General features: G+C 43.1%; 11 protein-coding genes and 1 tRNA gene. 5 read left to right on the forward strand and 7 right to left on the reverse strand.

The annotated features are described in order from the left end of the window. The 3 genes from AAEY75_RS12490 to msrB all read right to left on the reverse strand — a co-directional run bounded on the left by AAEY75_RS12490 (window position 1) and on the right by msrB (window position 1,377). Window positions 1–72, reverse strand: a tRNA-Val gene (locus AAEY75_RS12490). A gap of 223 nt (window positions 73–295) precedes the next feature. Then, complete coding sequence (locus AAEY75_RS12495; protein WP_197216904.1) at window positions 296–781, reverse strand: glutathione peroxidase; 486 nt, start codon at window positions 779–781, stop codon at window positions 296–298. Between the two features lie 170 nt (window positions 782–951). Then, window positions 952–1,377 carry a peptide-methionine (R)-S-oxide reductase MsrB gene (msrB, locus tag AAEY75_RS12500; RefSeq protein ID WP_194197216.1) on the reverse strand — a complete coding sequence of 142 codons (426 nt, stop codon included), beginning with the start codon at window positions 1,375–1,377 and terminating at the stop codon, window positions 952–954. Between the two features lie 365 nt (window positions 1,378–1,742). On the opposite strand from msrB, the gene AAEY75_RS12505 reads away from it, so the two are divergent. Beyond that, window positions 1,743–3,395 carry an aminotransferase class I/II-fold pyridoxal phosphate-dependent enzyme gene (locus AAEY75_RS12505; protein ID WP_197216953.1) on the forward strand — a complete coding sequence of 551 codons (1,653 nt, stop codon included), beginning with the start codon at window positions 1,743–1,745 and terminating at the stop codon, window positions 3,393–3,395. Between the two features lie 99 nt (window positions 3,396–3,494). On the opposite strand, the gene AAEY75_RS12510 is transcribed toward AAEY75_RS12505, so the two are convergent. Then, a complete protein-coding gene (locus AAEY75_RS12510) occupies window positions 3,495–5,102 on the reverse strand; it encodes an inorganic phosphate transporter (protein ID WP_110922634.1) in 1,608 nt (535 codons plus the stop codon). A gap of 535 nt (window positions 5,103–5,637) precedes the next feature. After that, a complete protein-coding gene (locus AAEY75_RS12515; protein ID WP_352259725.1) occupies window positions 5,638–7,350 on the reverse strand; it encodes an ATPase in 1,713 nt (570 codons plus the stop codon). Between the two features lie 238 nt (window positions 7,351–7,588). Between AAEY75_RS12515 and AAEY75_RS12520 the strand changes: the two genes are divergently transcribed. The 4 genes from AAEY75_RS12520 to AAEY75_RS12535 all read left to right on the forward strand — a co-directional run bounded on the left by AAEY75_RS12520 (window position 7,589) and on the right by AAEY75_RS12535 (window position 12,034). Beyond that, window positions 7,589–8,302, forward strand: coding sequence for an FFLEELY motif protein (locus tag AAEY75_RS12520; protein WP_110922632.1), 714 nt, complete (start codon window positions 7,589–7,591; stop codon window positions 8,300–8,302). Window positions 8,303–8,638: 336 nt separating this feature from the next. Continuing rightward, window positions 8,639–9,514 (forward strand): bifunctional demethylmenaquinone methyltransferase/2-methoxy-6-polyprenyl-1,4-benzoquinol methylase UbiE, encoded by an 876-nt coding sequence (gene ubiE, locus AAEY75_RS12525; RefSeq protein ID WP_197216951.1) that lies wholly within the window; start codon window positions 8,639–8,641, stop codon window positions 9,512–9,514. Between the two features lie 101 nt (window positions 9,515–9,615). Continuing rightward, on the forward strand, window positions 9,616–10,320 hold the full coding sequence (locus AAEY75_RS12530; RefSeq protein WP_197216902.1) for a ubiquinone biosynthesis accessory factor UbiJ: 705 nt from the start codon (window positions 9,616–9,618) through the stop codon (window positions 10,318–10,320). Window positions 10,321–10,372: 52 nt separating this feature from the next. Continuing rightward, on the forward strand, window positions 10,373–12,034 hold the full coding sequence (locus AAEY75_RS12535; RefSeq protein WP_197216901.1) for an ABC1 kinase family protein: 1,662 nt from the start codon (window positions 10,373–10,375) through the stop codon (window positions 12,032–12,034). Between the two features lie 142 nt (window positions 12,035–12,176). Here the strand turns inward: AAEY75_RS12535 and ruvB are convergent, their stop codons facing one another. Continuing rightward, complete coding sequence (gene ruvB, locus AAEY75_RS12540) at window positions 12,177–13,157, reverse strand: Holliday junction branch migration DNA helicase RuvB (RefSeq protein WP_110922844.1); 981 nt, start codon at window positions 13,155–13,157, stop codon at window positions 12,177–12,179. A 175-nt stretch (window positions 13,158–13,332) separates the two neighbouring features. Next, window positions 13,333–13,956, reverse strand: a complete 624-nt coding sequence (ruvA, locus tag AAEY75_RS12545) for a Holliday junction branch migration protein RuvA (protein ID WP_197216900.1) — start codon at window positions 13,954–13,956, stop codon at window positions 13,333–13,335. Window positions 13,957–14,013: the final 57 nt, after the last annotated feature.

Consider the following 14,013-nt stretch of genomic DNA (forward strand, 5'->3'; position numbering starts at 1 on the left):
GGGTGATGACGGATTCGAACCGCCGACATTCTGCGTGTAAGGCAGACGCTCTACCAACTGAGCTAATCACCCGCGAACAATTGCTATGCAATTTATTCAACATCAACTGAGCTCTTAAGTTTGTCACTAAGCTCTGCTGCTGTGGGTGTGTATTATATAGATTTATAGTTGGGTGTCAAACGGTATTTTCGAGTTTTTCACATATTTTTTGCATTTTTATCGAAATTTCTAGCAAGCATATGTTTTTATTGGTTTTATACTTTTATAAAAAACCAATATTTTTTGAGTTCTATACTTATTTATTGGCTAATGCTTGCTCAATATCATTTTTAATGGCTTCTGGCTTAGTCGTTGGTGCATAGCGGTCGATGACTTGTCCATTACTACTAATTAAAAACTTAGTGAAATTCCATTTGATACCATCTGTCAACACCCCACCTTTTTGCTCTTTAAGCCATTCATAAATTGGATGAGCATCTTCCCCATTCACATCAACCTTTGCCATCATTGGAAAGCTAACACCATAGTTCTTTTGACAAAACGCACCAATTTCATCATTGCTGCCTGGATCTTGGCTACCAAATTGATTACAAGGAAAACCGATAACCACCAGTCCTTGATCTTTATACTGTTGATATAACGACTCTAAGCCTTCGAACTGCGGCGTAAATCCACATTTGCTTGCGGTATTGACGATTAATAGCACTTTATCTTGGTAATTTGAAAAGGCTTGCGAGCTACCATCCATGCGCTCAGCCGTAAAATCATAAATAGTACTCATCATCTATCCTTAAATTGATTGAATTATTATTTTAATTGTTTTTTAAGCATTACTATATTTTTAGTAGCAACCACAACCATACTACCAATAAATGAAAAGAGTACCAACAAATAAAAAGGAAGCATTATGCTTCCTTTTTATACGTCTAAGCTTATCTAAACAGCTGACAACTACTTCTCAGATTTATCCAAATCGATAGATACTGAGTTGATGCAGTAGCGCATGCCAGTTGTCTCACTCGGCCCATCAGGGAATACATGACCCAAATGCGCGCCGCAGTTGCTGCAGGTTACTTCTGTGCGAGTCATGCCCAGCGAGTTATCGACATGCTCTTCAATAGCACTGTTATCGATTCCTTGGTCAAAACTTGGCCAACCGCAGCTAGCATCAAACTTATTACTTGAGTCAAATAAGCTGGCACCGCAGCCTTTACAACGATAAACGCCATCATCGGTCGCATCATTATAAACACCTGTGAACGGACGCTCTGTGCCTTTCTCACGCAGCACATGATATTCGTCAGCGCTTAAACGCTCTTTCCAGTCAGCTTCTGTTAACTGGCTGATTTCTTCTTTGCTAAGTTGATTATCTTGCATAATTTACCCTTAGTTAGATAGGTATTATCTAATATTTTATGTTGCTACTATTTGAGTTTTATCGTTATTGCTTTCTAAAAACGATGCGCCCTATCTATTGCTTACTACTCCAATATTCAAGGCATATATTACAATAATATTATGTTGGTAAAGCAATTAGTAATAGGTAATCATGTGTCATTTTAGTATAAAACTGTCTCACATACTTATAAATGCAAGATTTACTTTCATTTTTCTAATAATTTCAAAGTTAACTTGCATTGCTATTATTTATGCAATAATATCTTGCATTAGTACATAGACATTACTCTTCAATTAAAGTAATCCGTTTATTACAAACCTATTGATGAACACAGGCTTAACTGATTATGGCTAGTGATAAGAATAAAAGTACACAAGCTGAGCGACTTGTACAGCTGCGCCGTGAGAAAGGCTTTACCGCTGAACAACTGGCACAAGCGATGACGGCAGCAGGCGCAAAGGTAAGTCGTGGCGCTATCTCTAACTGGGAGCGTGGCACGAACGGTATTGTCTCGTCTAAACTGCCGACGTTAGCACGCATCCTAGGCTGTAGCGAAGGCTATTTACTGCGCGGCGAACTTCAAAACGAAGCCAGTGCTACGACAAAATCCATAAAAGGTGGTTCAGGCAAGAATGACGATTCATCTGTTTCTTTACCTGTAGACATGCAGCCCAATCATACAGACCAAGATCAATCGAAAACAGTCTCTACAACCTCTAACGCTCAAAAAAACTCACAACAAAATCCTAAGAGTGGTCACTCTATGAATACAATTAAAAAATCTGATAAATTACAGAATGTCTGTTACGACATTCGTGGTCCCCTACTACAGACTGCTAATAAGATGGAGGCGGAAGGCAAGCGCATATTAAAACTAAATGTCGGCAACCCAGCACCGTTCGGTCTAGAAGCGCCGCATGAGATTTTGCGTGATGTGGCGATGAACTTAGCAGAAGCGACTGGGTATTCAGACTCTCAAGGGATTTTTTCTGCACGTAAAGCGGTATTGCAATATTATCAATCGAAAGGATTGTTATCAGCTGTTGATGTGCGTGATGTTTATTTGGGTAATGGCGTGTCTGAGCTGATTGTCATGACCATGCAAGCGTTGATGAATGATGGCGATGAAGTGCTCATTCCAATGCCCGACTACCCGCTATGGACAGCAGCAGCCAATCTGTCTGGTGGTACGGCAGTGCACTATCGCTGTAACGAAGAAGACAACTGGCATCCTGATATCGAGGATATCAAGTCTAAGATTACCAGCAAGACAAAGGGTATTGTGGTTATTAACCCGAATAACCCGACTGGTGCGCTTTATAGCGATGAGCTGCTATTACAAATTATCGACGTCGCTAAAGAGCACGATCTAATTATTATGGCCGATGAGATTTACGATCGTATTCTTTATGATGACACCGTACATACACCAATGAGTACGCTGACTGACGACGTGCTTGTCCTTTCATATAATGGCTTATCAAAGTCGCACCGTATCGCTGGATTCCGTGCAGGCTGGATGATGGTCTCTGGTCGCAAGCAACACGCAACAGACTTCATCGAAGGATTAGACATGCTCGCATCTATGCGCTTGTGCTCTAATGTTCAGGGGCAATATGCCATCCAAACAGCGATGGGTGGCCACCAAAGTATGAAAGACCTTACTTCCAAGACAGGTCGTTTGTATAAACAGCGAGAAATGGCTGTAACACGTCTCAACGCTATCAAAGGTATTTCGTGCACCATGCCCCAAGGCGCATTTTATTGTTTTCCAAAGATAGATCCTGACGTCTACCCTATCACGGATGACATGGACTTTATGATGGACTTACTGATTGAAGAAAATGTCTTAATGGTACAAGGTACTGGATTTAACTGGGACAGACCAGATCATTTTCGCTTAGTATTCCTACCCAATCTACATGAATTAGAAGACGCAATGGATCGCTTAGATCGCTTCTTTGCCAAAAAACGCCAGCAGTTTGGCACTGATTAAACCTGTATTTGATACAAAAAACGCTTATCGGCATGATGCTGATAAGCGTTTTTTATGATGCTAAGATAGGCTTTATTGGTGAACTCTATAGCATTAGTCCTAGAAGATATTTACCAATATCAGATAGCTAATTGCAGACATTGAGGCTGCTGCAGGAAGGGTAATAACCCATGCTAAGCCAATCGGCTTCATAAGCTTCCAGTTAGTATCTCTATTGACAATACCGATACCCAGTACTGCACCTACCAAGGTATGCGTGCTTGATACAGGCAGACCCATGGTTGATGCACCCATCACGACAGCAGCAGCAGCCAACTCAGCTGAGAAGCCAGAAGCTGGATGCATCTTCGCGAGATTGGTACCGACCGTCTGAATCACTTCTTTACCAATAAACCAAAGACCCACAATCAATGCCACGCCAAAAGTCAACATGACCGCAGGTGGTACTGCCGCTTCAGTCGAGATGCTATTGGTACGAATAACATCCATAATGGCAGCGAAAGGACCAACCGCATTGGCAATATCGTTCGAGCCATGACTGAAAGCAAATGCTGATGCCGTAAAGACCTGCATCCAGCTAAACATAATAAAGGTGGCTTTGGTCAAGTCTTCTTTATGCTTGCCGCGGATACTCTTGGTATAAATATAGGTTGCCAGCCATACTAGCGCTGCAATCATTCCCATGATTAAAAAGCCTTGCAACGTCGTCATACCATTATTGACGTTCTTTAGACCTTTAAAGACAACCAGAGAGGCCATGACTGCACCGCCCATAGCCGCAATTATAGGCACCCATTGCTTCAATGCTTTTAGCGTATCGAGGTTGCTGCGTTCGTTTTCAATCTCATACAGCTCTTTGTAATAATCCGTTTCTAAGTCTTCAACGACACAGTCATCATCTTTATAGATTTCTTGATCGCGTAACATAGCTGACGTATAAGCCAACTGCTCAGACTCTGTCAGACCGTCCAGATATTCTTTATGATTTTGCTTTAAGGTTTTTTTATTACCTTTTAGCGTCGCAATATAGGCTTCTGTTTTATCATTATATTCAATGATATTTTTCTTGATCTGTCCATATAGCAGATAGGACAAAACGCCGCCTAGTAACGGTGATAGAACCCAAGAGATGGCGATAGTACCAATCTTACCCCAATTCACAGTTGATAACGCCATTTCAGTACCACCTAAGGTGATACCTAATACAATGGAGCTACCAACCACGCCGCCGATAATCGCGTGTGTGGTCGAAACTGGCAGACCTTTTTTGGTCGCAAATAACAGCCAAAATGCAGCAGCAATAAGTGCTGAGAGCATGACATAAATAAACTGGTTGGGCGCGACTGAGAGGCCATCTAGATCGACAATGCCGCTTCGAATCGTATCGGTTACTTCGCCACCTGCCAGCACAGCACCTGACACTTCAAATATCGCGGCGATACCCAATGCTTGAGGGATAGTCAACGTCCCGGCACCTACTGAAGTACCAAATGAGTTGGCGACATCGTTACCACCGATATTGAATGCCATAAAGACACCAAAAGCAGTCGCCACAATAAATAGCGTCGTTTGCTGACGCATCGTGTAATCTAGACCCCACCACAAAAAGTAGCTGGTCATCGCAACCAATAAAATGCCAAAAAATAGATTTATTCTCATCGAGCCAACGGTTTTGACTGACTCTGTAGAACTGCTACTAATACCCATACGTTAATACGTCCTGCGTAAGCTGATTGAAATTATATGAGGTTGATAACATTGCGCTGCTACTCATAAGGCTTGTTGGGGCATCTTATGGCGTAGCATACATGAAACACGCAACATGCTTTTAAATGGTCTTAAACTAACTATGGCCAAGGCGAAGAACGCATCCCTCAACATGTCACAAAGCCGCAAGTTATATTGCCAAATCGTCTGATTACAGCATCTTGCGGCTTAGATATTTCATAGTGATATTTGTGGTGCTACTAGCGGCTATTGTAACAATTTCTGTCGTAATTATTAAGGTATCTGTATTAAATAACCCAAACGCGCTATTTGCTAAATTAAAATTGTTAGTTAGCAGACGCTGTTACGCGCTCTATTATATTAAATATGAGCGCATAATGCATGATGATATTGCGAGATTTGTAACTGCCAGTATTTGAGCGATACAACTCTATTATTTATGGCTGACTATAGTCGATTCAATTTAAAAGTGATACAAGCCAACCAAGTATAAAAGCCAGTATAAAAACAAGTACTAGCTATCATATGCTGAAGATAACTGCTCAATAGCGTGATCTAGCACGTCCAATCGTGCTTGGCGCTTTTCATTAGTAGCGATGACACACCAAGGAGCATTTTTGGTATCTGTGTACGCCAACATATCAGCGGCAGATTGCACATAATCAGACCATTTATCACGGTTCCGCCAATCATCATCCGTTAGTTTAAATTGTTTGTGAGGGGTCTCTTGACGCTCTTCAAAACGCTTAAGCTGCTCTTTTTTGTCAATTGCCAGCCAGTACTTAATAACTATCGTGCCTGCGGTGACTAGGTCCGCTTCAAAACGATTGATCTCATCATAAGCGCGCTGCCACTCATCACGCGTTGCAAACCCTTCGATACGCTCAACCAGTACACGTCCATACCAAGTCCGATCAAAAATGGCGACACGACTGATATGATCGGTTTGCTCATTAGGTAGTCTCGTCCAAAAGCGCCATAAGTAAGGATGTTGCAGCTCATACAGCATTGGCGCGCTAATGTTATAAACTTGATACTCACGTGGATCGAGCGGCGCGACCAACCTTTTAATTGCCCCACCTTTGCCAGCCGCATCCATGCCTTCAAAGGCAAATACCACATGCCGACCATTGCGCGCGCGTAGCAATTCAGCAAAACGCGCTTGCTTCTCTGCCAATGCTTTTCGGTAGTCAGACTTATCTATGTCTACATCAACGATGCGCTTTAATTGCTTCGGTATTTTTACTGATTTAAACGCTTCTAGCTCTAGCGCTGTTTTTGTCTGGTCATTAGATTCTGATTTATCGGATGAGGTTTGCTTTTTAGCCGTCTCAGTAGAGCTTGCTTTACTACTCACTAGTGCAGTTTGCATCGCATGTAGCACTTCATGACAAAAATTATCGGCCGCTTGTGACTTATCATCACCATCGATAATGACCCAGTCATCTTGCTGTCGTAGTAAGGCTGCGGCCACTTCATTGAATTTTTCGATAACCTTTTGACTATTCCAGTCAATTTGATATAAAAAATGTGGATCAGCTTCTTTGTCGTTCAGCCGTGATTGTAGGGTTTCGATATCGACATGAAACCAGCACTTTAATAGTCTAGTTTGGTTGGCAACGAGATCTTGCTCAAAGGCTTGTAGCTTGATGAGTTGCTGCTCTAGATAGTCTTGCCATTTAGCGATAGGCAGCGACTTCACGTTGACCGATTTTTTATCTTTTGGATTTTTACTTTTTGACTGCTTGCTTTTTGACTGTTCATTATCACTATCTGATGTTGCCATTCGCATAGCGTTGTAGAGCAAATCGGCGTACCAGTTCCCAAAGTAAACCATCACATCACCATGACGTGGCATCACGTGAGTATGCGCTTGCCAAATAGGCTGAGACGCCAATGGACGAGAACCTATCGTAGCCTCAACCTTAAGCAACCTAGGATCAACCCATTCTCGCAGCTGCTTAACCGCCGTTCCTTTACCTGCCTGCTCCATCCCATTGACCAATACTAACAAACCTGTTGGCTTATTGAGTGTGGGCGGCGTCTGTTGCCGCGTTGCTCGTAGAGCGTATTGAGCGGTAACCAAGGCCAGTCTCAGAGAATCTGTATCCATAGAAAACTGACTAAGGGGATTAGGCGTCAGACGCTGATCGACAACCTGCTCACTAAATTGCGCACTGACTGACTCTAGCGCGGTTGGTTTAGTCGTATTATTATGTTTGCTCATAACCTAATCGTCCTATGATTTAAAACGCAGTCCTTTAATCATAGCATTCGATTAATCGAGTAAATAACGATGCTATGTAACAGTTTGACATTTGTATTCTACTTTATTTTCTTTTATTGTGAACACCATCTAGAATACATGCTTTAATAACTATTTATCAGTGTAAGACACTAAGTATAAATTATCATTTTGATTATATTCTTTTTACTACTTTTACTTATTTGTAGGTTTACGTACTATGGCCGCTTTAGCCGATTTACAACAGCATTTGACACGTTTTTGGGCGTTGCCCTATCATGAAGATTTGGCATTAGATGCCAAGCTCAAAGACGTACAATCATGGCAACAAACACGGATTAAACACACGCACAGCGACCTCTTTGAACAGCCAAAGAATCAACTGATGGCAGATTATTTTCTAACGCAGCTATACGGCGGTGATGAGTTCAAATTACTAGCCAAGCAGCTAGCACGCATTCTACCTAAAGCTCAAAAACTTGAGCGCCTAGCTAAAGAGTCTGCGTTAGAAGCAGGGAGCATGGGTATCCAAGCGGCGATTTTAGCAATAGAACTAGACTTGCATTTGGCTCAATGGCTGGTCGCTGCAGCGTTACCAGTTAATGAAGAGAATATGCTTGCTGCGTATCGTGCTGTCGATGAAGCTGACGAGCGCCGAGTACAGATTCGTAACCTAAAAGAGGTATGCTACCGCACTGATAAGCACTTGAACTCGTTCATGCTCAAAAAAGCCTTTGCCCTAGCTAAAGGCACTGCGTATCGCTACAATTTTCAGCCACTCTATGACTTCATTGATACAGGATTTAAAGCCATGAAGCCGCTCAAAAGCGTGAGTGATTTTATCGAGCCTTTTTGTGAGCGTGAGCTGATAATTATTGACCAAGTCCATGATACGGATAATGGCGGTAAGCCAATGACGTTTGGTGTATCATAGGATACATAATACACCTGAGTCACCGCCATCTTATATCTCTTAGAAAGACAATCATAAAATGAATGATAGGACAACACCATGACCGATACTGCAAACAATAAAAATACGCATCTCAACCAACCAACGACAACCAACGGTCATTTACAAGATCAGCTGGTAAAAGATAGTATCGCCAACAATCAAAATATCACAGCCCAAGTCCTAGCAGCACAAACTGCTAACGTAGAGACTCTGCCAACAGCCAATGTAAAAAACCAGAACAACAGTGCAAAGAGTAATGACTTTACGCAAGTCCAAGACTTACCAACTGGAACACCACAAGGCCAACAAACGACTATGCCAACCAATGACACCATCGATAATAGCCATAGCAAAGTAGAAAGTGTCTCTGCAAAGGCAGAAGCAGCTAAACAAACGCTTTTTAATCAGCGTGATGACATCAATAATCCACATACCTCTGATACTGATGGCGAAGAAGAAACACATTTTGGTTATAAAACAGTCAATAAAGCAGAAAAACAGGCGCGCGTAGCTGATGTCTTTACCTCTGTCGCCAAAAAATATGACATTATGAATGACCTAATGTCTTTCGGTATCCATCGTCTATGGAAGCGTTATGCCATCAGCTTGTCAGGTGTGCGTTCAGGTCAACATGTACTTGATATCGCGGGCGGTACTGGGGATTTGGCCAAAGTCTTTAGCCGTGAAGTCGGTAGAAATGGTCACGTAGTATTATCTGATATCAACGCGGCCATGTTAGAAGTGGGTCGTGAGCGTCTGATCAATGCGGGCTGTAATAATGTTGATTTCGTATTGGCCAATGCTGAGACACTTGCACCTTTTGATGATGAAAGCTTTGACTTAGTGACCATTAGCTTTGGTCTGCGTAATGTCACAGACAAAGATGCTGCGCTAAAAGCCATGTATCGCGTGTTGAAGCCGGGCGGTCGTTTGTTGATATTAGAGTTTTCAAAGCCTGTCTTTGAGCCATTATCAAAAGCGTATGACCTATACTCTTTCACCGCACTACCATTGATGGGTAAAATCATCGCCAACGATTCAGAAAGCTATAAATATTTAGCAGAGTCAATTCGCATGCACCCTGATCAGCAAACGCTGAAACAAATGATGCAACAAGCGGGCTTTGAAAATTGTGATTATCATAATTTAACTGCTGGTATCGTTGCCGTACATCGTGGCTTTAAGGCATAACATTAAAGTACGATGAGCAAGATCTTATTGAGCCTGACACGAACATACTATGCGCTGATGCAGCTAATGCAAAGGCGCTCATTTAACGATGCGAGAGCCTTATGCTGACTGTCCTCCTATTAGCTGGTGCCGAAAAGCTGATCAACCTGGCCATTGCTAGTGATGAGATTACTCAAGCAGGTCTGGTACCACTTGCTGGCAAAGTGTTACGACTGAATATGGGCATGCCTGAAATCAATCTAGATGTGCTGTTTACTCATGAGCGTTTACGTTTTGAGCCCGTCACGACTGATAGCGTATTTGAGCCAAGCGGCCAAATGAATGAGCGCCAAAAAGCCAATATGGAACGAGCACGTCTAGGTCACAGTCAGCCAGACTGTACCATTACTGTAGAAAACCCCGCTCAACTGCTCAACCTGATGCGCGGCGCGGAAGGTAACTTACCTATCGCTGGTGACTATAAAGTGCTAATGCAGCTCAAACAGTTGGTCGCAGGCTTTGATCCTGATGTTGCCGGACAACTTGAGCCATTCATTGGTAAACCAATGGCGAGTCAGTTGCATCTGCTTATCTCACAGCTCAAAGGTAGCTGGCGTCATGGTGCTAAGCGTGCTTTTAACGATGTCAGTGATTGGGCAAATGACGTAGCGGGTAATAGCTCTCCTAATCCAGCTGAGACAGCAGAAGTGAATGACCTCAAGCAACAACTCCTAAAACTACGTGCTGATGTCGAACGTGAAGAGGCCAAACTTGCGGCTATCAAAGATGAACAAGTACGCTTCCTTAACAACTCATTTCATCAATAGACAATCGCTACGCCCACCCTATTTCTGACTTTATTTAGAGTACATATATCTCATGCTATTATCTCATCGCGCCCGTTTATTTGAGCTTTGGCGTATCGCCGCTACGTATCGCATTGATACCCATTTTTCGGTCGAAGAAGCACCGCAGCTGCAACCTTTAGCACGTCTAATCCGTATGCATCCAGCTGCTTGGGGTAAAAAACATCAACCAAATGCGATTAAATATGCGCTTGAAGATATGGGCACGCTGTTTTTAAAACTTGGACAACTGCTCTCTACGCGTCGTGATTTAGTGCCACCTGAGATTATTGAGCAACTGGTTCAGCTACAAGACAAGGTCAAACCGTTTGAGGCTGAGATTGCTATTGTACAAATTCAAGATAATAAAAACGGTCTTGGTCAATCTATCGAAACACTATTTGCACGTTTTGATATCAAGCCGCTTGCCGCCGCTTCTATCGCTCAAGTTCATACTGCTGCCCTACATGATGGCCGTGAAGTCGTCGTAAAGGTGGTTCGTCCCGATATCCGTACCACCATTGTTGCGGACTTTGAGCTACTACGTGAGTTAGCCAACTGGGCATCTGCTCGTATCGAAGCGGCTCGTGCCGTACATATTATTGATATTGTCGAAGACTACCGTCAAGTCATGCTTAACGAGTTGGATTTGACACTTGAAGCAGACAATACTACTCAAATGCGCAATAACTTCTTGGGTTCAGCATTGATGTATGTACCTGAAGTCTATGATGCGGCCAAAAATGTGATGGTGATGGAGCGTATTCAAGGCGTTCCCATCTCACAAGTTGAGATGTTTGACCAGCTGGGCTATGACCGTGCGGCACTGGCCAAAAAAGGCTTAACGATATTTTTTACTCAAGTCTTCCGTGATAACTTCTTTCATGCCGATATGCATCCGGGTAATGTGTTTGTAGAGACACCACCAATTCAAACACTACACGCAGGTATGGCAGCGGTCGATTTAGGTCATGAGCCACGCTATATCGGTCTAGATTGCGCCATCATGGGCACTTTATCAAAAGACGATCAACTTATCGTCGCGCGTATGCTGTTGGCAGTCATGAATGATAACTTTACGGCAATGGTTGATATTGTGAGCCGAGCAGGTTGGATACCGCCAAATACTGACAAACACGCCTTGATGCGCGATATGAAGCGCACCGTTGGGCCAATGCTAAAAAAATCCATTAATGATATCGACTTTGCTGGTGTCTTAATGCAGATTCTAGACATTGCACGCCGTCATCATATGAGCATTCCACCGCAACTCATGCTCTTACTGAAAACATTGGTACATGTCGAAGGCCTGGGTCGCGATTTATATCCTGATCTTGATATCTGGTCACTTGCCAAGCCAATTTTAAGCAGTTGGATCAAAGAGCAGCTAGATCCTATGCGCAACTTACAGCAGCTTCGTCAGCAATTACCCGAGATATTACTGTCTACCACTGATATTCCAAAACTGTTGGATCAAGGCTTACAAAGCCTTGCTTCACAAGGATCACGTCAAGACAGTCAACTACGAGAAATACAGCAAATTCGTGCTGACATGCTTAACGACCGTCGTCGTGACTGGCTAGCACTGGCAGGGTTTGCTATATTTATTGCTATTGCTACGCAAGTCATCGGCTGGCTATCACCTATATTTTATATACTGGCTGTCTTGGTAGTTGTTTGGCGTATATTGGCTTAAAGACCAGCTTTATCTTTTATTTACTTAGTTTAGAAAAAGCCTCGTAACTTTAGACTCAAACAAAGAAATGCACCTGCTTTTAATGAGAAGCAGGTGCATTTCTTATGCTAAATACTGAATACTGAATACTGAATACTGAATACTATAGCATTTGGTCAATCGCCATTTGAGTCAATACGCGACCACGTGCCGTACGCAACACATAGCCTTGTTGAATCAGATACGGCTCAATCACGTCCTCGAGTGTACCACGATCCTCAGCCATCGCTGCTGCTACCGCTTCGACTCCAGCAGGTCCACCATCAAAACGCTCATGCAATATTTCGATATAGCGTCTGTCTAAATGATCGAGACCGCGTCTATCAACAGCTAGCATATCTAGCGCACTGCCCGCTATCGCACCATTGATACTACCATCGCCCCTGACTTCGGCATAGTCACGAACACGGCGTAGCAATCGATTGGCTATCCTCGGTGTACCACGCGCACGACGGGCAATCTCTACCGCGCCATCCTCACTCATAGGCACACGCATCAAACGTGCTGCACGACTGACAATCGTCGTTAGGTCAGCGATATTATAGAACTCTAATCGTTGTACAATACCAAAGCGATCACGTAGTGGTGACGTCAACAGCCCTGCTCTGGTGGTCGCTGCGACCAAGGTAAACGGAGGCAGATCAAGCTTGATAGAACGAGCAGCAGGCCCTTCACCAATCATAATATCCAGCTGAAAATCTTCCATTGCTGGATATAATATTTCCTCAATGACCGAGCTCAGCCGATGAATCTCATCAATAAATAGTACGTCACCTTCCTCTAAATTGGTTAACATGGCTGCCAAATCACCTGGACGCTCAAGCACTGGCCCTGAGGTCGAGCGCAAATTACCGCCCATTTCACGAGCAATAATATTGGCAAGCGTGGTTTTACCTAGACCTGGCGGACCAAAAATAAGGGTATGATCTAACGCTTCTTTACGGCCTCGCGCTGCACCAATAAACACTTCCATCTGCTCACGTACGACCGGCTGGCCAATGTATTCAGCCAATAGTGCTGGTCGAATATTGGAATCAGGAGCATCCCCTGCTCCTTCTAGCGGATTAATCAAACGATCTTGCATCATAGTTTTTATCATTATATTAAAAAATTAGGTAATAAATAGCATAACCAAACGCCACCTATAAGTCATGCAAAACATCAAAAGTTATCTGCCAAAACGAAAATAAGCGACAATTAATGTCGCTTATTTGTTCAATACTTTCTGATACAACTATTAATAGCAACAGCAGCCAAAATTACTTAAACGTTGATAGCTGCTGTAAGGTAGCTTTTAACAATCCTTGCGTATCTGCAAAGACATCGCCGTTACTCTTAGCGGCTTTGATCGCTTGCTGAGCTTCTTTTTCTTTATACCCCAAGCTAATCAGAGCGCCTTCTACTTCAGCGATGATGTTGTCTTCGGCAGAAATTTCAGCAGGCTGAATAGCGAATTCTAAATTGCTATTATCCACTTCAATATTTTTCAGCTTGTCTTTTAGTTCAATCAGCAAACGTTGCGCCGTCTTTTTACCGATACCTGGAATACGAGTCAGGGCTGTCTCTGAATCCTGCTCAACGTGCATTTTGAGCTCAGCTGCCGACATCGCAGATAACATCGCCAATGCCATTTTTGCCCCAACGCCATTTATTTTAATCAACTGACGAAAGACATCTCGCTCTTTGCGATCAATGAAGCCATAGATCAGCTGCGCATCTTCACGCACATGGAAATGCGTCCAAATACTTGCCTGCTCATTAAGCTGTAGCTGACAAAATGAAGGCAATGGCAGCTCAATATCATAACCAACACCAGAGGTCGTCATGATACAAGCGGTTGGTGCCATTAAGTATTGCACCTGTCCAGTAATCAATCCAATCATCACTCACTACCTCTTACATAGGCTATCGTATAAAAAATATCAGCTGCCACATTATTG

The organism is Psychrobacter sp. TB55-MNA-CIBAN-0194 (assembly GCF_040309505.1).
Taxonomy (GTDB): Bacteria; Pseudomonadota; Gammaproteobacteria; order Pseudomonadales; family Moraxellaceae; genus Psychrobacter; species Psychrobacter fozii.

Excerpts from the sequence above, each read along its gene's own strand:
- ruvA (WP_197216900.1), bottom strand. The coding sequence starts at position 13,956 with ATGATTGGATTGATTACTGGACAGGTGCAATACTTAATGGCACCAACC.
- AAEY75_RS12530 (WP_197216902.1), top strand. The coding sequence starts at position 9,616 with ATGCTGACTGTCCTCCTATTAGCTGGTGCCGAAAAGCTGATCAACCTG.
- ruvB (WP_110922844.1), bottom strand. The coding sequence starts at position 13,157 with ATGCAAGATCGTTTGATTAATCCGCTAGAAGGAGCAGGGGATGCTCCT.
- AAEY75_RS12535 (WP_197216901.1), top strand. The coding sequence starts at position 10,373 with ATGCTATTATCTCATCGCGCCCGTTTATTTGAGCTTTGGCGTATCGCC.
- msrB (WP_194197216.1), bottom strand. The coding sequence starts at position 1,377 with ATGCAAGATAATCAACTTAGCAAAGAAGAAATCAGCCAGTTAACAGAA.
- AAEY75_RS12520 (WP_110922632.1), top strand. The coding sequence starts at position 7,589 with ATGGCCGCTTTAGCCGATTTACAACAGCATTTGACACGTTTTTGGGCG.
- AAEY75_RS12515 (WP_352259725.1), bottom strand. The coding sequence starts at position 7,350 with ATGAGCAAACATAATAATACGACTAAACCAACCGCGCTAGAGTCAGTC.
- ubiE (WP_197216951.1), top strand. The coding sequence starts at position 8,639 with ATGCCAACCAATGACACCATCGATAATAGCCATAGCAAAGTAGAAAGT.
- AAEY75_RS12510 (WP_110922634.1), bottom strand. The coding sequence starts at position 5,102 with ATGGGTATTAGTAGCAGTTCTACAGAGTCAGTCAAAACCGTTGGCTCG.
- AAEY75_RS12495 (WP_197216904.1), bottom strand. The coding sequence starts at position 781 with ATGAGTACTATTTATGATTTTACGGCTGAGCGCATGGATGGTAGCTCG.